The following is a 16009-nucleotide window of genomic DNA, read 5'->3' on the forward strand; positions in this document are numbered from 1 at the left end:
CTTTCAAACCCGCTTCCATGAGCAGCGTTGACGCCGAAGCCCAGGGCATCCTCAACGCGGTGGTGTTTCTGACAACGATCAATGATTACGATTGGCTAGCCGCGCGACCCATGGATTGGCAGTCAGGCCGTGCAGCAGCACACTGAGTAAAACGGTACAGACCGCCGTCGCCACCAAGGTGCGACTTTCCTGTAGAGGGGAGGCCAATATCATGACGGCGAAGACAATGCTGGCCAGGCCTCGTGGGCCGAACCAACCGATGAAGAGGCGGGTTTCGAAATCGAAGCGTGTTCCCACCAGGCTGATCAGCACGGGCAGGATGCGAATCACGGTCAAGCTGAGCACCGAGTAAAGCCAGATGTTCAGGGTGAGACTGCTCCAGGCCCAAGGGATCACCAGTGCGCCAAATACGACCCAAGTGATGACCGATAGCAGGCTGGCGAACTCTTCGCTGGCCTTGAGCATCTGGTGCTTTTGCTCGGTAAACAGAAAGCTGGCGAGCAACCCACCGACGAACGCGGCGATAAACCCGCTGCCACCCAGTGTCTGCGCGGTGGCAAAGCACAGAATGGCGAGCCCGGGCAGGGTCAACTGTGACCACATGGGCGTTTGCCATTGGTGTTTTGCGGAGTAGCGCTGCAACCGCCAGGCGATGAGCGTCAGGCTGACACCGATCAATGCACCGATGCCCAGCTCCTCGATGACTAACTCGAACGCCAGTGAGAGGGGGGACTGTGTCTGTTGTTCAACCAGCAATGCCAAAAACACAAGCAACACGGGGACGCAGATTCCGTCATTCAACCCGCTCTCAACGTTTAGCCCTTCACGCACGGACGCGGGAACCTGGGGGTTGCTCACCACCGCCTTGCCGAGCGCCGCATCGGTGGGCGCCAGAAGGGTCGCCAGTATTGCTATTTCCAACGGTGGAACCTGTGGGAACAGCCATATGCCGACGAGCCAACCCGCTGCGATGGTCAGGGGCAGCCCCACCATCAGCAAGCGCAACGGAAGTCCTTCATTGGCCCGCAGGACCTTCAGGTCGGCGTTGGCCGCATCGCTGAACAGAACAATCGCCAGTGTCAGCTCCGCCAGGAACTTGAGGCCATACCTGTCAATCTGGAGTTGCATAATGCCCAGAACGGCCGGGCCGAGAATCAGACCGGCCAGCATGAACATTAGCGGGCCATTGAGCAGACTGGACTCCAGGCGCCCCGCAAAGATGCTGTAGGTCAGGAGGAAGGCGGCAAGCAGCGCTAAGTTCTGATACATCGATGACCCGCCTGTTCAGGATGGGCAGCTGGAGCACGCAGCCTCTAGGTCAATAACCTGCCGGCACGGGCTTCAGGCATGGAACACGACGTCTTCTAAAGAGGGCTGTGCTAAGCATAGGTGGTGCTACTTTGGATGCGCACCTCATTCAGCTGTTGACCGCAAGAACAGACGAATGGACAAAGCCCGCCGGCCTGCAGCGGCGTGGATTGATATCGGTAGATAACCTGGGGTTTTGTTTTGGACCAGGATTGCTTGCTGGGGAGGGGAGACCGACTTTGATCGATTCTGTTGAAAAGGTCGGTCTGGTTTGCGTATCAGAAAAGTAGGTGTTGGAGATTGACGTTTTTATGGTTTGGAGAGGCTTCCGGAGTCGGATTTCAGGTGGGGGCGTGTAAAGCAGGCGTTCCGACTGTTTTTAATAGAATCGGCCGTTTTCTGCTTGTCGCGAGAGGTAGAAAACGGCCAGGAGCAGACATTCGATGTGTCTGAGAAATCAGGAGCGATTCACAAGACGGCATGTGAAACGAGGCTGTCTCAGTTCGAGACCTGCTCAAGGAAGATCAGTTGCAAAGGCTCCTTGAGCAAACTATCGGCGGTTGCCGCAAATTGTTTGAAGTACGGCGTTGCAAAATGCACATCGAGGGCCGCCTGGTCCTTGAACGCTTCGCGCATGTAGAAAGTGCCGGGTTCATCGCGCAGCTCAAACAGCACATAGTCAAGATTACCGGGCTCGGTGCGCGTTGGTTCAACCAACGCCAACAAGCCTTGCTTGAGCGCCTGCTGTTTGCCTGGCTTGGCCTTGAGTACGGCGATGGATATCAATGATTTTTGCATAGTGGTAGTTCCGTCAGAAGAAAGGGTTGGGTGTTGGCTGCCGCATCCGCCGATCAACAACACCAGTAACGATAAGCCCATCGATCTGATTAAGGTGTTCATGCAAAGCCCTCTAGAACAATCTTGCCCCACGCTTTGTTGCTTTCGACCAGCGCGTGGGCGCGGCGCATATTGGCGGCATTTATGACCCCAAAATGCTCACCCAGTGTGGTCTGCAAAATGCCTTGGTCGATCAGTTGGGCAATGCGATTGAGCAGGTGATGCTGGTTGATCATGTCCGGGGTTTCGAACAGTGAGCGGGTGAACATCAGTTCCCAATGCAGGGATAAAGACTTGAGCTTGAGTGGCATCACATCCAGGCTGCGTGGATCATCAATCACCCCCAGGCGACCCTGAGGGCGCAACACTTCGATCAACTGCGCCAGGTGCTCCTCGGTGTGCGTCAGGCTGGCCACATAACTGACCTCGCCAATCCCCAGAACCTGCAATTGGGCCAGCATCGGCTGGCGATGGTCGATCACATGGTCGGCGCCCATGCGCTTGACCCAGTCAGCGGTTTCCGGGCGCGAAGCGGTACCAATCACGGTCATGCCGGTCAGCTCGTGAGCCAGTTGTACCAGCATCGACCCCACACCGCCGGCAGCACCGACTACCAGCAATACATCGCCATCGCTGCCGCCTTCGCTGACGCCTAGACGATCAAACAACAATTCCCAGGCTGTAATCGATGTCAGCGGTAAGGCAGCAGCGTGGGCAGCGCTCAATGACTGCGGCCGGTGCCCGACAATGCGCTCATCCACTACCTGCAGTTCACTGTAACTGCCTGCCCGGGTCAGCGAGCCGGCGTAGTAGACCTTGTCGCCAGGCTTGAACAAACTGACGTCGGCGCCCACTTCCCGCACGGTGCCGGCCGCGTCCCAGCCGAGTATTTTCGGTTCTTTGGCGAAGCTACCGGAACGGACTTTGGTGTCCACCGGGTTGACCGCAACCGCTTCCACTTCCACCAGTAAATCCCTAGGGCCTGGCATAGGTGCGGCGATGTTCACGTCTTGGAGGGAGCGCGGGTCGTTGATAGGTAGACCGTGCTCCGTAAAGGCAATGGCTTTCATGACAACTCATTGATGATGGGGTTGCGTGCATCTTTACCTTTCCCACTACAAAGAAAAATCAACACAATGCAGTAACACTTTCACTGCTGGAGGGAAAATGATTCGTATCGATGATCTTGGGCTGTTCCTGCGCAGCGCCGCCCTGGGCAGCTTTACCGCAGCGGCGGTCGAAGTTGATTTGCTGCCGGGGCAGGTTTCAGCCGCTATTAAGCGGCTGGAGCGGGAGTTGGGGGTGCGCCTATTTACCCGTACTACGCGCAGCCTGCGCCTCAGCGCTGAAGGCGAGCAATACTTGCCCACAGCTCGGTCAGTGCTCGAGCACCTGGAGCAAGGACGGGCGAACCTGCGCGGTGACAATGCACCACTGCGCGGTACCCTGCAGATCGCCGCCCCGTCTGATCTGGGACGCAATATCTTACTGCCGTGGCTCACGGATTTTCGGCACCTGCATCCTGAGTTGAACCTACGCTTTCTGCTCTCCGATCAAGTGAGCAACCTGTTTCGCGACCCGGTGGACGTGGCCATCCGCTATGGCCTGAACGAAGACGCTAACTACATTGCCCTGCCCCTAGTTCCATTGAACCGCCGGGTACTGGTGGCGTCGCCGGACTATCTGGCACGCCGTACCGCGCCACGAACGCCAGAAGACCTATTGCGTCACACGTGCCTGCCCTACCTACAAAGCGGCCGACTGCATGACCGCTGGCAATTGGGCACGCAAACGGTGCAAGTCGCCGGCCCGTTGTTTAGCGATGATGCCGATGTGGTGCGCCGCTGGGCACTGGAAGGTGAAGGTATCGCCTACAAGTCCTGGCTGGATGTCAGCGTCGATGTGCAAGCGGGAAGGCTCGTGGTGCTGCTGACTGATTTTCCCGGTGACGTGTACCCTCTGAGTTTCGCCTGCCCCCACCGTGGGCAAGTATCGCGGGCCGTAGCCGAGCTTCATCAGTGGTTGAGGAAACGGTTCATCGCCATTCCTCCTTTTGTCAGGGAGGATTAGAAAATCCGTCGTTTGATGATCCTTTTGAATCTTCAAGCCGAAACACGTCTTGATATGCAGCAAATTGCCGCTATCAGTTCTTACTGATATAGGATTTTTCAGCCCTCAATCGCCTCTAATTCTCAGACACACCTGATGTCTTCTTCTGGCCGATTTCTGCCTGTCGCGACCGGCTGAAAACGACCCAAAGCGGACGAATTCAGGTGCCGTCGTCGATTGATCGGTGATAAGGATTGAGCCTGCTAGCATTGAGTATCAGAGAGCCTATAAGAGCACTGAAAATGCAGATGATTGAAGTAGAAGCGAGCGGTTTGAATCAGCTCCGCGCGTCCCTGAGTCAAGCTGGATTGCCCTACGATGATGTGAGCGATCCCGGGCGACAGTTTTACCGATTCGACGTGGATGGGGAAATGGTTGCTTACGGAGGGTTGGAGGGTACTGGTCCCGATCTACTATTGCGATCTATGGTCGTTTGCGAGGAGCATCGTGGAGCAGGACTGGGCTCGGCGGTGTTGTCGGAACTGGAACAATACGCGGTCTCCCGAGGCGCAGACCGACTGCATTTGTTGACCCAAAGTGCTGTTGATTTTTTCACGGCCAACGGGTACGAACGGCTTGATAGGGATAAGGCACCTGTCGCAATTTCCCAGACAGCTCAGTTCAAGCATTTGTGCCCTTCGTCAGCAAGCTACCTGCGGAAAACGTTAAGCAGATCCCCTCTGCGCTGAGTGAGTCATCGCAGCGCTACTGGGTCATTATTAGCGAACGCCCGCTTTTGGCCGATTCTGTTGAAAAAGTCGGTACTTCCAGACTGCCCACGTACTGACTGCTCAACATGCCTTTTTTGCGCGTCGCTATGCGAAATCTGAGCCGCGAATCCTCTGCTCAACGTGAAGATTTCAATCTCAAACGCATACTTCTCTACCGTGGAAACCATGGCCGACTTTTTCAACAGAATCGGCCAAGAGCGGTCGTTTGGGGAGGCTAATGAATGTCCCCTTTTTCGTCCCCTTTTCCAGTCAATCAAGCAGGAATAACGACCGGGCAGTCATTGGAAAACGATGACCCGTCGCATCTCTCCTGAGCGCTCGCGGGAGTGGCACCGGGCTCTCTGACTCAGGCATGATGTGAAACTGAGCCAACGGAGATGCGCTATGGGCAGTCACGACAACCCAGCGGTTTCACTGGCCCTTCGTTCGTATTCGGGCCAAGTCGAACTGCACGATCACGACTTTCATCAGCTCGTGCTGCCGCAGTCCGGCTCCATGGACATCGAAGTCGACGGTCGGGGCGGCAAGGTCGACTGGAGTCAGGGCCTGGTAATTCCTGCCGGTGCTCGCCATGCGTTTCTGGCGCAAAAGACCAATACCTTTTTGGTGCTCGACGTGCCGGCGACGACCTTCGGCGGGCCCAAGAATGTCGACCTGTCGACCAGACTCCTGGCCGGCAAACGCTTTTTCCCGGTACGCCCGGAAATCCGCCATTTACTCGAATACGCCAGCCGCAGCGCACCCCTGCTGACCAGTTCACCTCAGGTGGCGGAGTCCTGGAGTACTTTGCTGCTGTCTTCGCTGACGCTACCGCCCGGAATCATCCCTGAGCATGGTCAGTTCACCCTGGCACGGGCTCTCGCTTACATCGAAAGCCATCTGGACAGCCGGCTCAGCGCCATGGAGATTGCACGGGTGGCAGGTACCAGCGAGCGGCGACTCTACGTACTGTTCGCTCGGCATTTGAAGAGCACGCCTTTTGCGCATATCGCCACCTTGCGCCTCAACCGTGCTATCGACTTGCTGTGCGAAACCGCGCTGTCGATCACCGAGATCGCCCACCGCGTCGGTTATGCCGATCAAAGCGCACTCACCCACGCCCTGAAAAAGAACCGCGACCTGACCCCGGCCGCGGTGCGCCGAAGTTCGCGGGTAAGTTGAGTCCGGCAGGCCTGAACAAATCTTCAGCAGTGCTCATCAATACCCGCCCGGCCGGACCTTTCTATCATTGCCCCACTGACAAGGATAAATCAGACGGGGCGTAGATGACCGAAGCGACGCACACTGCCAAAACACAGGTGTCTGTCAGAGCCGCAGCCTCGGCCACCGCCATCGGCGTGATCGCGGTGTTCCTGTGGTCATGCCTGGCGTTGCTGACCAGCCTCACCGAAGGCATTCCGCCCTTCCAACTGCTGACCCTGAGTTTTGCCGTTGCGTTTGTGGCGAGCCTGTGCATCCTTGGCCGCAACGGCATGGCGGGGTTTCGCAGCTGGCGTCAGCCCTGGTCGGTATGGGCGGTCGGTTTTCTCGGGATATTCGCCTACCACGCGCTGTATTTTTTCGCCCTCAAGGCTGCCCCGGCTACCGAGGCGAGTCTGATTGCCTACCTGTGGCCATTGTTGATTGTGCTGCTCTCGGCCTTCAGCGCGGGGGAACGGCTGCGCAAACGCCAATTGCTCGGCGCGCTGCTGGGGTTGGCCGGTACGGCGTTCATCATGCAACAGCGCGCCTCGGGTGAAGCCGCCGCCATGCCGGTAGCCGGTTACCTGGCCGCCTTCGCCTGCGCGCTGGTCTGGTCGTCCTATTCGGTGATCAACCGCCGCTTCAGCGACGTGCCAAGCAGCATCATTGGTGGCATCTGTGGCCTCGTCGCAGTGGCCGGCCTGGTCTGCCATCTGGCGTTTGAAACCGCGGTCATTCCAAGCACCGGGCAATGGGCGGCCATCGTCGGCCTTGGCCTGGGGCCGGTGGGCCTGGCGTTTTTCGCCTGGGACCACGCCACCAAGCACGGCAGCCTGGCGATGCTCGGCGCTCTCTCCTATCTGGCCCCCCTGATCTCGACCCTGCTGCTGGTGGCCATAGGGCAAAGCCATGCCAGCCCGATCCTGATTATTCCCGCACTGCTGATTATCGTCGGCGCCGTTATCGCCACTGAGTCAAAAAGTTGAAGCATTGAACCGTCCCGGCTTATCTAGACACTTGATGACCGCCTCTGGCCGTTTTCTGCCCGTCACGAGAGGCAGAAAACGACCCCTAACTGACATTGAAAGCAAGCGCAAAGTGGCCGATTGCTGCCTGTCGCGAAGGGCACCTGGCGACCCTTTAGCCTGTCATCTATATCGACTGAATCCATGGTGGGTTTCAGCAGTGTTCAGAAGATCTCCAGCTCATGCTGTTACATCACGATGGGCATCGGTCAGAACGCTTGAGCACCGCACTGAGGACGCGTTGTCCGTATAAGCCGACGCCAAGACCCGACACAATTAGAACCACTGCAACGATTTTGTTGGCTGACAGGCTCTCACTGAAAATCATGACTGAACCAAGCAGTCCGAATACCGGCACCAATAACGACAATGGCGCGACTGTAGACACTGGATATCGTTTCAGAAGTGAATTCCACACCCAGTAGCCGAACAGTGTATTGGGGTAGACCTGGAACAGGATCGACAGGACGGCGCGGTAGTCGAGTTGATTCACCAGTGCGCTGTAACCCGTCGATCCGTTAACAGCGTAATCCAGCGCGAAAAGAGGGATGGGTGAAAACGCACTGGACCACACCAGGAAAGCGAAGACCTGGGTGGTCTTCGCTTTTTTGTTGATCACGTTGGCTGCACTCCAGGCGACCGCTCCCATCAGCACCAATACCAGCCCGGCCGTCGTTACTGTCCCATCAACAATTGAGATGATGCTCAACAAACCACAGGAGGCGATACCCATACCCGCAAGTTGGTAGCGGGAAATCGCTTCCTTGAATATCCATGAGCCCAGCAGGATGGTGAAAAATGCGCTGAACTGAAGCACAAGCGAAGCGATCCCTGCGGAAAGACCAGACTTAATACCAAGGTTAACGACGCCCCAAAGTCCGATACCGAAGACCAGACCGTAACCAATGAGGTAGCGCCACTGCACATCGGGTTTCGGAATGAAAAAGATCGCTGGAAGTGCGCAAAGCGTGAAGCGAATGCCAGCAAGAATCAGCGGGTCAACACTGGTGAGGCCCAGTTTGATAACCGAGAAATTCAAGCCCCATATGGCAGTAATCGAGATTGCGAGCAGTAGGTGCCTGGCTCTCATGCTGATCTTCCTTGATGGGTTGTTGAAAAATGAAACGTGAAAAACCACAGCACCAGGGCAGTAGCGCTGATCAAGGCGCCCAGCAGGCTTACTGCAATCCAGCCCCAAAGCGCATAAACCTGGGTCGCCGCTGCGGCTCCCAGTGCGCTGCCGACCGAGTAGAAGCACATGTAGGCGCCGACCATGCGACTTTGGGCGTCGGGTCGTGCAGCAAAAATGAGGCTCTGGTTGGTGACGTGCACTGCTTGCACCGCGAAGTCGAGCAAGACTACGCCGCAGACCAGTGCGATGAGGGACGTCTCGGCAAACGTGATGGGCAACCAGGACAGTGTCAGGAGCCCCAGCGAAATACCGGTCACTCGCTGCCCCAGGCCTTGATCGGCCCAGCGACCGGCTTTACTGGCAGCAAGGGCGCCGGCGACGCCGGCCAATCCAAACAGGCCGATGGCCGTGTGTGAAAGCGACAGCGGCGGTGCGCTCAGTGGCAGCACCATGGATGTCCACAGCACGGAAAACGCGGCAAAGATCAGTAAAGCCAGAAGGCCCCTGGTGCGTAAGGTGCGTTCGGTGATGAATAGTTTGAAGAGTGAACTGATGAGCGCCAGGTAGGAATCTTTGTGCCTTGGCGCCGCCGCGACAGGAACCACTTTCCACAGCACCGTCGCGATGGTCAGCATCAATCCTGAGGACACGAAGTAAACGGCGCGCCAGCCCGCGATGTCCGCAATCAGGCCAGAGGTAAACCGAGCCAGAAGAATGCCCAGGACAATTCCACTGGTTATTGTCCCGACTGATTGCCCGCGTTGTGAGGGTGTTGCCAGCGCGGCCGCGTATGCCACCAATACCTGAACGACCACTGCCAACAAGCCCATCATGATCATGGCGCCCAACAGGGCCAGCCACTGCTGTGCCGCACCGACCGCCGCGAGCGCCGCCGCCGACAGCAGTACCTGCGTCAGAATCAGCCGCTTGCGGTTTATCAAATCGCCCAGCGGGACTATGAACAGCAACCCCAACGCGTAACCAACCTGAGTGGCCGTCACCACAACGCCGATCATTGATGAGGCCACACCCAGGCTGAGTGCCATTGAGTCGAGTAACGGTTGCGCGAAGTAAACGTTGGCTACGGTCAGTGCGCAGGTGATAGATAACAATAACGTCAGCGCCGGAGAAAGCCCTGGAGAGCGGTCGCAGCTGCTGCTCTCAGCGGTATCTGAATGCAGCAATTGCGAAGGATGTCTGGAGAACCGCTTGGTGACTGAGTCGGCATCTGCTGTCATGTGCACCTCCATGGTGCTAATCTGGTTTTAATTAGAAACTAGATTTCATTGTTGCCGCATCAGGTTTTAAATTGCAACCACATTGCGCCAGACTGGTGGACAGACTTGGCCACCCCACACCGCACAAGGTCAAAAAGATGGAAGAATATGCCTCACCACACAGCAGCGAATGCCCGGTAGCAAGGACGCTGGAGGCCATTGGGGATCGTTGGTCGCTTATGATCATCCGCGACGCTTTTGACGACATTCGCCGGTTCAGCGAATTCCAAAAGAGCTTGGGCGTGGCCAAGAATATTCTGGCATCGCGACTGAAGACGCTGGTTGAGGTCGGCGTTTTCGACATTCGACCGGCGTCAGATGGCAGTGCCTACAAGGAGTACGTCCTTACGGAAAAAGGAAGGGAGATCTTTCCAGTTGTGATAAGTCTCAGGCAGTGGGGCGAACGTTTCCTGTTCAAGCCGCAGGAGACGCGTTCCGTGCTGATAGACAACGAGTCCGGCCAGCCTCTGATGCCGATTGATGTTCGCTCATCAAACGGTCAAAAACTTGGACCGTCTGACTGCCACAGAGTGAGACTTGTTGGCGGCGAGTCGTGAATCGACAGCAGACTTGCCTCCAACCAGAACGACGCCGGGATAATTAGAGCCAGTGTGCTGGGCGTAGTTGACATGAGCATGTCCGCTTTTGGCCGTTTTCTGCCCGTCGCGAGAGGCAGAAAACGTCATCAGCAGACTCACAACTCCAGATGGAGCAGTGACTAGTTTTAGGGTGCGGCAAACGCTCGACTAGAAATGGAAATCGAATTGCCGTCGGGGTCTTTGGCATTAGCGAAGGTATAGCCGTCGGCCTTGTGTGTGGCTCCAAACTTCAGTCCTTGCGTCAGGCATTTTTCCTTAAAGCCATCGACATCCTCGATGTCAAAGACAAGTTTGACGGTGACTTGGCCTGTCTTGACGCTTTTTGCCGCTAGGTGAACCATTAGAATCGCACCGCCGTTCGCAGACCTCAATTCGACGACCCGGTCATCAGCATCACGCTCGCTGACAAAGCCGAAATGGCGCTGATAAAAATCGCAAGTCTCCTGAACATTTCTGACGTACAGCATTATCCGATTGAGTGATGGTTGCATGGTTCTTCCCTGAAAATTGTTGATAGACGGCAGGCGCTGAGAGCCGGGCTCATTTTCAACACTGTGTGTGCCGTTGTCGATAGACCGCTATTGGCCGGTTGCTGCCTGTAACGACCCATCGCAATCGACCCATTACAGATTCTGTATTGAGCGTATGGCAGCGCTATACCGCAATTTTGCTCGCTGGCAAGTTTCATGAGTGAACGCCCGCGGGAGTGAAAATGTGCTGAACGACAGAATATTGGGTTTGAACCAGCACATCGAAAAAGCCAGCGCTGCTATGCGCGACCCACTCGTGGTGCCTGATACCGATCACTGCAAATCTCAACAAATCGCCGCCGGGGCTTTGTTTTCCAAGCGCAGCGCGGGCATTCACCGTCAAAGGAAGGCGTGAGTGGTCATCGCCTTTTTGTTGTACCTATCGGATGCGTTTGTATATGTTTTGTGCAGATAAGGCCTAAAAAGCCCGCTGATAATCGCCATTTCCAGCCCCTATTGCTGACGCCAGATCACCAGGCGACGCTACCGGCTCATTAACGCGTGCCGAAGCCAGCCCCTGGCCCCCCTCGCGGATGGAGTATTTTCGTCAAAACCTTCCTCGCACTAACCTCTTTTTTCGGCGTAGATCGTCTTCAAATCCATCGTAATTAAGTCATTTCGCCGGGATCGCTGCCGTCCGTTTTGGTGGGGGCAGTCGAGTTTGAGATATTTCCTGTACAAAATAAGCATTTGGTATAACTTTTAAAGGTGCCGATTGCGTCATATCGAGGGCTTTGCATGACCAGGCAGACGGGCCGCTTTATCCGCCACGCTATCTGTTTTGTTCTGATGCTCCAGAGCGCAGAACTGTTTGCTGATTGGCGCGAGGCTATTCCCAATGCTCGCCGGCTGGGTTCCGGGGAGTTGCGCGTGTTCGGGTTTTCCATTTACAGCGCGCAGTTCTGGAGCTCACGCCTGATTGCCGGTGAAACCCTGGGGGCGGATGTGCCTTTTGCGCTGGAGCTGACCTACCGGCGCGCTATCAGTCGCGATGATCTGGTTGAGGCCAGCCTCAAGGAAATCCGTCGCTTGTCGCCCAACGGCCTGGATGCCGAGCTGATGGCCCGCTGGGAGTCGGAGATGTTCCAGGCGTTTGTCGATGTGCGTGCCGGTGACCGCATCACCGGCGTTTATATGCCGAGGGAGGGCGCGCGCTTTTACGTCGGAGAGCACCTTCGGCATGTGGTGAGCGATGTTGCGTTCGCCAAAGCCTTTTTTTCGATATGGCTTGACCCCCGAACACGCAACCCGGAGCTGCGCGCCCAATTGCTGGGTGCAGCTAAACCCTGAGACCGCTGAGGAAATGCACATGTTGAAGATAGGGATACTGCTGCTGTGTCTTGGCCTTGCAAGTTGCAGCCCGGTGGATGTGCAAAGCTACAGCCAGGAGACGCCCACGCTTGAGCTGCGAGAATTCTTCGAGGGTCGGGTTGAAGCCTGGGGTATGTTTCAAAAGCGCTCTGGCCTGGTTGCCAAGCGCTTCCATGTGGAGATCATTGGCCACTCCGAAGGCAGCAAGCTGATACTCGACGAATCGTTTACGTACAGCGACGGTACCCGGCAAAAACGAGTGTGGACGTTGACCCCGGTTGGCTCCAGTCAATGGCGCGGAACCGCTGGCGACGTGGTGGGCGAGGCGCTGGGTGAGGTGGCAGGCAATACACTGCGCTGGAAATACGTGCTGAGCCTACCGGTGGACGGCGAGGTGTATCAGGTTCAGTTGGACGACTGGATGTACCTGATGGACAAGAACACGATGATCAACCGTTCGTTCATGACCAAGTTCGGGGTGGAGGTCGGCCAGATCACCTTGTTCTTCCGCAAGCAACCCTGATTCAAGAGCGGACTGCGCCACGCTGGGTTTTTGGCTGGCGCACCCACGGCTCGTACTCATGATCCAACAGAGACTGCCAGGTGGGTGGCGTCAGCCCAGGAATGTCGAAGTCGGCGTTGGCTACAAACTCCGCGACATGAGGCAGTGCTCTTTGCCCCAAACCTCAAAGCGCTCCAACACCGTCCAGCCGAGCTTTGTGTAGTAATGGCTCTGGCTGTGGGTGTGCAAGTACAAGGTCGTGAATCCAGCATCTTTTGCATGGCTGCAGATGCCTTCGATCAACTGCGTTGCGAGCCCTCTGCGCCTGGCTTCAGGGGCGGTGAAAACACACGCAAGCCATGGGCCTAGATCGGGTCGGTCAGAGAGGTCGCTACTGGCAAGCGTGGCGCCGCCCAGCAACTGGTCTTGTTCTGTTGCGATCAGACACTTCCAACTGCCATCACGCTGTCCTTCAGCGAATTCCTGTTGCCAACTCGAAAGAGATTGTTGCGCAAACTCGTAACTGAATTCCCGATAAATCCATTCGGCCATCAGGCCGCATTTATCCATTTGATTATCGAGCCAATCCACTCGCAGCATCTGAAACACTCCTTATGTTTTCGTCCCGCCGGTGGGGTTTGAATAAGCCTACAGCCGTCGGCAGGCGGTACAGACTATGTGAATGTCAGCAGGATCGCCTAGCCCTTCGACCACAAGATCGGAGTGGGGCGGCGATCATGAATCGATTCATTGCCGGCGCTGTGCCGCTTTTTAAGCTTGCTGAAACGTTTCATCGCGTTTATAAAAATGGCACAACTCCAAGAAAGGCTGCTGCCATGACCCCGCTCAAACTCGTTGTTGCCCTCAGCGCACTGTCCGCTGCCTCCCAGGCCATGGCCTGGGATTACGTTCTGCTCGACACCGACAAAGCCGCCCAGAGCTGGCAGATCACCAGCCAGCAACTGGGCATAAAAACCGACACCCCCTTCAGCGTTACCCTGCGCACCTTGCACGGCGGTCGGCAGGAGGGTGTCAGCATCGTCGACATCGATAACGGCACGATGAAACTCTCGGTAGTGCCGACTCGCGGCATGAACGTCTTGCAGGCCTCGGTCGGCGATGTGCGCATGGGCTGGGATTCGCCGGTCAAGGAAGTGGTCAATCCGTCCTTCATCGAACTCAATGGCCGCGGAGGTCTGGGCTGGCTGGAAGGTTTCAATGAGCTGGTCACCCGCTGCGGGTACGAATGGGTCGGCCATCCCGGCGTCGACAACGGCGAACTGCTGACCCTGCACGGTCGGGCCGCCAACATTCCTGCGAACAAAGTCACCCTGCACATCGATGAAAAACCGCCGTACGCCATCACCCTGCGCGGCGAACTGAAAGAGCAGGCGTTCAAGAAGGTCGACTTCTCCGTCGCGACCGAACTGGTCACCGAACCCGGCAGCGTAGTGTTCGCCCTCAACGACACCCTGACCAACAACGGCGACTATCCGAAGGAATACCAGGCGCTGTATCACAGTAACTTCAGTACGCCGTTCCTGGAGCAGGGCGCTCGTTTCGCCGCGCCGGTGAAACAGGTGTCGCCGTTCAACGACAAGGCCAAGGGCGATCTGCCCGAGTGGCAAACCTACCGCGCACCGACCAAGGACTACGACGAAACGGTTTACAACGTGGTGCCGTATGCCGATGCCAAGGGCGATACGTTGACCGTGCTGCATAACAAGGCCGGCAGCCTGGGCGTTTCGGTTGGCTTCAATACTCAGACACTGCCGGTGTTTTCCCTGTGGAAAAACACCGATACCCAAGGCCAGGGCTATGTCACGGGGCTGGAGCCGGGAACAAGTTTTTCCTACAACCGCCGTTATCAGCGGCCCCTGAACCTGGTCCCCACCATTGGGCCCAAGGAGCACAAGCAGTTCCGCATCAGCTACAGCTTGTTGGCGGACAAGGCGGCCGTGGATAAGGCCTTGAAGCGGGTGAGCGAGATTCAGGGTGAGCGGGAGACCGAGGTGCGGCAGACGCCGTTGGTTGATCTGACCAAGGGCTGACACCGGCTAGGGCCTTGTCGGCCGTGGATCGGTGTCTCGCCTGTTGTGCGTATCGCTCGAACTGAACCCTTGGGTACCGTCGATTACTTGGCCATCGTGAAACGAAACGCCTGTTCTTGCAGGCTCGTTTTGATCAATGCGGCCAATTGGCGGGCGGCCGGCGTGGGGTCATCGCCATTGCTGTGGAGCACATAACCAAGGCTTGGCACGGGGGGTAAGCCGGCAACCACAGTGAGATGGCTCGGCAGGCCGATGCGGGTGCGCAGGGTCAGGCCCAACCCGGCGGTGACGGCCGCCCAGATGCCGCCAACGCTAGGGCTGGTGAGGGCGATCCGCCAGGGTATTTGCGCGGCATCCAGCGCCTGGGTGGCGGCGCTGCGCATGACGCACGGCGCGTCGAACATGATCAAGGGCAGCGGTGATGCTTCAAGGGCCCCCAGCAATGGCGTATCGCGGGCCCCGATCCAGTGCATCGGTGTCTCGCCCAGACGCGTGGCATAGGGCGACTGGTGCCCGGTGTCCCAGGTCAGGGCCAGGTCAAGATCGGCGCTTTGGATCAGCGCCAGCAATTCGGCATTACGGGCGATCCGGACCTCCAGTTTCACTCTCGGGTACGTCTGGACGAAGCGCCGCAGGATTTCGCTCAGGAAGTGTTCCCCAAAGTCCTCTTGAAGCCCGAAGCAGAGGCTGCCGGCAGTCTCTCTTTCACGCAGGGTCTGGAAGATGCCGTCGTTCAGCTCCAGCAGCCGACGGGCATGGCTGAGCAGGGCTTCTCCCGTGGGGGTCAAGACCAGTCCGCGACCGGATTTAGCCAGTACCGGCGTGCCGATCTGCTCCTCGAGTTTCTTCAATTGAGCGCTGACGGCAGACGTCGACCGACCGAGGCGATCCGCCGCTTTGGCAAAACTGTTGAACTCCACGCCTGTGACGAAGGTGCGCAGTACGTCGAGGTCGAAGGTTGGGCGGCGCATGAAATGGTCCACTAATTCGGGATGATGGGTGCCATTAAATCTGATATTCGGCATTGTCGCGACTTGATAGTTTGCCCCCGTCAATTGGGACATTCGGGGGAAAACATCATGAGTGCATCGAGGGTCACGGGGCGGGAACAGCAGAGCAGCTACCCGCAGAAGTTTGCCGAACTGACCGACAACGTATTGTTTGGCGACATGTGGACACGCCCGCAATTGGGGCCTCGTGAGCGCAGTCTGGCGACGGTGGCCGCGCTGGTGGCGCTGTACCGGCTCGAGCAATTGCCGTTCCATTTGCAACGTGCGCTGGATAACGGGTTGAGTGCCGACGAACTGGCCGAAGTCATCACCCACCTGGCGTTTTATTCCGGTTGGCCGACGGCGGCTTCGGCGCTGAATGTGCTCAGTGAACTTCAGGCTTGCCTTGCAGAACACCAGGAGTAA

18 protein-coding genes and 1 pseudogene are annotated in these 16009 nt (G+C 57.2%); 10 read left to right on the plus strand and 9 right to left on the minus strand.

The genetic code is table 11. From position 1 onward, the window contains the following. Positions 1 to 78 precede the first annotated feature (78 nt). The 3 genes from Q1W70_RS20925 to Q1W70_RS20935 form a co-directional block, all read right to left on the minus strand. Positions 79 to 1269: a cation:proton antiporter gene (locus tag Q1W70_RS20925; RefSeq protein WP_182340877.1), complete on the minus strand. Its 1191-nt coding sequence runs from the start codon at positions 1267 to 1269 to the stop codon at positions 79 to 81. A 537-nt stretch (positions 1270 to 1806) separates the two neighbouring features. Next, a complete protein-coding gene (locus tag Q1W70_RS20930) occupies positions 1807 to 2106 on the minus strand; it encodes a putative quinol monooxygenase (RefSeq protein ID WP_166591998.1) in 300 nt (99 codons plus the stop codon). A 98-nt stretch (positions 2107 to 2204) separates the two neighbouring features. Further along, positions 2205 to 3215 (minus strand): zinc-binding alcohol dehydrogenase family protein, encoded by a 1011-nt coding sequence (locus Q1W70_RS20935; RefSeq protein WP_302097844.1) that lies wholly within the window; start codon positions 3213 to 3215, stop codon positions 2205 to 2207. Positions 3216 to 3312: 97 nt separating this feature from the next. Between Q1W70_RS20935 and Q1W70_RS20940 the strand changes: the two genes are divergently transcribed. The 4 genes from Q1W70_RS20940 to yddG all read left to right on the plus strand — a co-directional run bounded on the left by Q1W70_RS20940 (position 3313) and on the right by yddG (position 7153). Then, entirely contained in the window at positions 3313 to 4215 is a 903-nt protein-coding gene (locus Q1W70_RS20940) for a LysR family transcriptional regulator (protein ID WP_166591973.1), read from the plus strand. 281 nt (positions 4216 to 4496) lie between these two features. After that, positions 4497 to 4943: an arsenic resistance N-acetyltransferase ArsN2 gene (gene arsN2 / locus Q1W70_RS20945; protein WP_166591972.1), complete on the plus strand. Its 447-nt coding sequence runs from the start codon at positions 4497 to 4499 to the stop codon at positions 4941 to 4943. Between the two features lie 426 nt (positions 4944 to 5369). Then, positions 5370 to 6146, plus strand: coding sequence for a helix-turn-helix domain-containing protein (locus tag Q1W70_RS20950; protein ID WP_302097845.1), 777 nt, complete (start codon positions 5370 to 5372; stop codon positions 6144 to 6146). A gap of 104 nt (positions 6147 to 6250) precedes the next feature. Further along, positions 6251 to 7153: an aromatic amino acid exporter YddG gene (gene yddG / locus Q1W70_RS20955; RefSeq protein ID WP_166591970.1), complete on the plus strand. Its 903-nt coding sequence runs from the start codon at positions 6251 to 6253 to the stop codon at positions 7151 to 7153. Between the two features lie 232 nt (positions 7154 to 7385). Here the strand turns inward: yddG and Q1W70_RS20960 are convergent, their stop codons facing one another. Together Q1W70_RS20960 and Q1W70_RS20965 are read right to left on the minus strand one after the other, a co-directional pair. Then, the gene (locus Q1W70_RS20960; protein ID WP_075945233.1) at positions 7386 to 8282 is read right to left on the minus strand and encodes an EamA family transporter; all 897 of its coding nucleotides are present in this window, start codon (positions 8280 to 8282) and stop codon (positions 7386 to 7388) included. Continuing rightward, positions 8279 to 9562 (minus strand): MFS transporter, encoded by a 1284-nt coding sequence (locus Q1W70_RS20965; protein ID WP_166591969.1) that lies wholly within the window; start codon positions 9560 to 9562, stop codon positions 8279 to 8281. Before Q1W70_RS20965 ends, Q1W70_RS20960 begins: the two co-directional genes overlap by 4 nt. Before the next feature lie 137 nt (positions 9563 to 9699). Here Q1W70_RS20965 and Q1W70_RS20970 point away from each other — a divergent pair, with 137 nt between their 5' ends. Continuing rightward, positions 9700 to 10158 (plus strand): winged helix-turn-helix transcriptional regulator, encoded by a 459-nt coding sequence (locus Q1W70_RS20970; RefSeq protein ID WP_166591968.1) that lies wholly within the window; start codon positions 9700 to 9702, stop codon positions 10156 to 10158. 167 nt (positions 10159 to 10325) lie between these two features. Here Q1W70_RS20970 and Q1W70_RS20975 read toward each other — a convergent pair whose 3' ends face one another. Beyond that, complete coding sequence (locus Q1W70_RS20975) at positions 10326 to 10691, minus strand: VOC family protein (RefSeq protein ID WP_166591967.1); 366 nt, start codon at positions 10689 to 10691, stop codon at positions 10326 to 10328. 223 nt (positions 10692 to 10914) lie between these two features. Between Q1W70_RS20975 and Q1W70_RS20980 the strand changes: the two genes are divergently transcribed. The 3 genes from Q1W70_RS20980 (at position 10915) to Q1W70_RS20990 (ending at position 12564) form a co-directional block, all read left to right on the plus strand. Then, positions 10915 to 11085, plus strand: a complete 171-nt coding sequence (locus Q1W70_RS20980) for a hypothetical protein (RefSeq protein WP_166591966.1) — start codon at positions 10915 to 10917, stop codon at positions 11083 to 11085. 383 nt (positions 11086 to 11468) lie between these two features. Beyond that, entirely contained in the window at positions 11469 to 12020 is a 552-nt protein-coding gene (locus Q1W70_RS20985) for a chalcone isomerase family protein (RefSeq protein WP_302097847.1), read from the plus strand. 19 nt (positions 12021 to 12039) lie between these two features. Continuing rightward, positions 12040 to 12564: a DUF3833 domain-containing protein gene (locus tag Q1W70_RS20990; RefSeq protein WP_166591964.1), complete on the plus strand. Its 525-nt coding sequence runs from the start codon at positions 12040 to 12042 to the stop codon at positions 12562 to 12564. A 1-nt stretch (position 12565) separates the two neighbouring features. Here Q1W70_RS20990 and Q1W70_RS27345 read toward each other — a convergent pair. Then, positions 12566 to 12673 (minus strand): annotated as a pseudogene (locus Q1W70_RS27345) (AAA family ATPase); the annotation flags it as partial. 11 nt (positions 12674 to 12684) lie between these two features. After that, positions 12685 to 13143: a GNAT family N-acetyltransferase gene (locus Q1W70_RS20995; protein ID WP_166591963.1), complete on the minus strand. Its 459-nt coding sequence runs from the start codon at positions 13141 to 13143 to the stop codon at positions 12685 to 12687. A 236-nt stretch (positions 13144 to 13379) separates the two neighbouring features. On the opposite strand from Q1W70_RS20995, the gene Q1W70_RS21000 reads away from it, so the two are divergent. Next, entirely contained in the window at positions 13380 to 14594 is a 1215-nt protein-coding gene (locus Q1W70_RS21000) for an aldose 1-epimerase family protein (protein ID WP_302097849.1), read from the plus strand. An 83-nt stretch (positions 14595 to 14677) separates the two neighbouring features. Here Q1W70_RS21000 and Q1W70_RS21005 read toward each other — a convergent pair whose 3' ends face one another. After that, on the minus strand, positions 14678 to 15565 hold the full coding sequence (locus Q1W70_RS21005; RefSeq protein ID WP_166591961.1) for a LysR substrate-binding domain-containing protein: 888 nt from the start codon (positions 15563 to 15565) through the stop codon (positions 14678 to 14680). A 108-nt stretch (positions 15566 to 15673) separates the two neighbouring features. Here Q1W70_RS21005 and Q1W70_RS21010 point away from each other — a divergent pair, with 108 nt between their 5' ends. Then, positions 15674 to 16009: a carboxymuconolactone decarboxylase family protein gene (locus Q1W70_RS21010; protein WP_166591960.1), complete on the plus strand. Its 336-nt coding sequence runs from the start codon at positions 15674 to 15676 to the stop codon at positions 16007 to 16009.

The sequence above is a fragment of the Pseudomonas kielensis genome (assembly GCF_030505375.1).
In the GTDB taxonomy this organism is placed as follows: Bacteria; Pseudomonadota; Gammaproteobacteria; order Pseudomonadales; family Pseudomonadaceae; genus Aquipseudomonas; species Aquipseudomonas kielensis.

Excerpts from the sequence above, each read along its gene's own strand:
- Q1W70_RS21005 (WP_166591961.1), bottom strand. The coding sequence starts at position 15,565 with ATGCGCCGCCCAACCTTCGACCTCGACGTACTGCGCACCTTCGTCACA.
- Q1W70_RS20970 (WP_166591968.1), top strand. The coding sequence starts at position 9,700 with ATGGAAGAATATGCCTCACCACACAGCAGCGAATGCCCGGTAGCAAGG.
- Q1W70_RS20930 (WP_166591998.1), bottom strand. The coding sequence starts at position 2,106 with ATGCAAAAATCATTGATATCCATCGCCGTACTCAAGGCCAAGCCAGGC.
- Q1W70_RS20960 (WP_075945233.1), bottom strand. The coding sequence starts at position 8,282 with ATGAGAGCCAGGCACCTACTGCTCGCAATCTCGATTACTGCCATATGG.
- Q1W70_RS20985 (WP_302097847.1), top strand. The coding sequence starts at position 11,469 with ATGACCAGGCAGACGGGCCGCTTTATCCGCCACGCTATCTGTTTTGTT.
- Q1W70_RS20950 (WP_302097845.1), top strand. The coding sequence starts at position 5,370 with ATGGGCAGTCACGACAACCCAGCGGTTTCACTGGCCCTTCGTTCGTAT.
- yddG (WP_166591970.1), top strand. The coding sequence starts at position 6,251 with ATGACCGAAGCGACGCACACTGCCAAAACACAGGTGTCTGTCAGAGCC.
- Q1W70_RS20990 (WP_166591964.1), top strand. The coding sequence starts at position 12,040 with ATGTTGAAGATAGGGATACTGCTGCTGTGTCTTGGCCTTGCAAGTTGC.
- Q1W70_RS21010 (WP_166591960.1), top strand. The coding sequence starts at position 15,674 with ATGAGTGCATCGAGGGTCACGGGGCGGGAACAGCAGAGCAGCTACCCG.
- Q1W70_RS20925 (WP_182340877.1), bottom strand. The coding sequence starts at position 1,269 with ATGTATCAGAACTTAGCGCTGCTTGCCGCCTTCCTCCTGACCTACAGC.
- Q1W70_RS20965 (WP_166591969.1), bottom strand. The coding sequence starts at position 9,562 with ATGACAGCAGATGCCGACTCAGTCACCAAGCGGTTCTCCAGACATCCT.
- arsN2 (WP_166591972.1), top strand. The coding sequence starts at position 4,497 with ATGCAGATGATTGAAGTAGAAGCGAGCGGTTTGAATCAGCTCCGCGCG.
- Q1W70_RS20935 (WP_302097844.1), bottom strand. The coding sequence starts at position 3,215 with ATGAAAGCCATTGCCTTTACGGAGCACGGTCTACCTATCAACGACCCG.
- Q1W70_RS20995 (WP_166591963.1), bottom strand. The coding sequence starts at position 13,143 with ATGCTGCGAGTGGATTGGCTCGATAATCAAATGGATAAATGCGGCCTG.
- Q1W70_RS21000 (WP_302097849.1), top strand. The coding sequence starts at position 13,380 with ATGACCCCGCTCAAACTCGTTGTTGCCCTCAGCGCACTGTCCGCTGCC.
- Q1W70_RS20940 (WP_166591973.1), top strand. The coding sequence starts at position 3,313 with ATGATTCGTATCGATGATCTTGGGCTGTTCCTGCGCAGCGCCGCCCTG.
- Q1W70_RS20975 (WP_166591967.1), bottom strand. The coding sequence starts at position 10,691 with ATGCAACCATCACTCAATCGGATAATGCTGTACGTCAGAAATGTTCAG.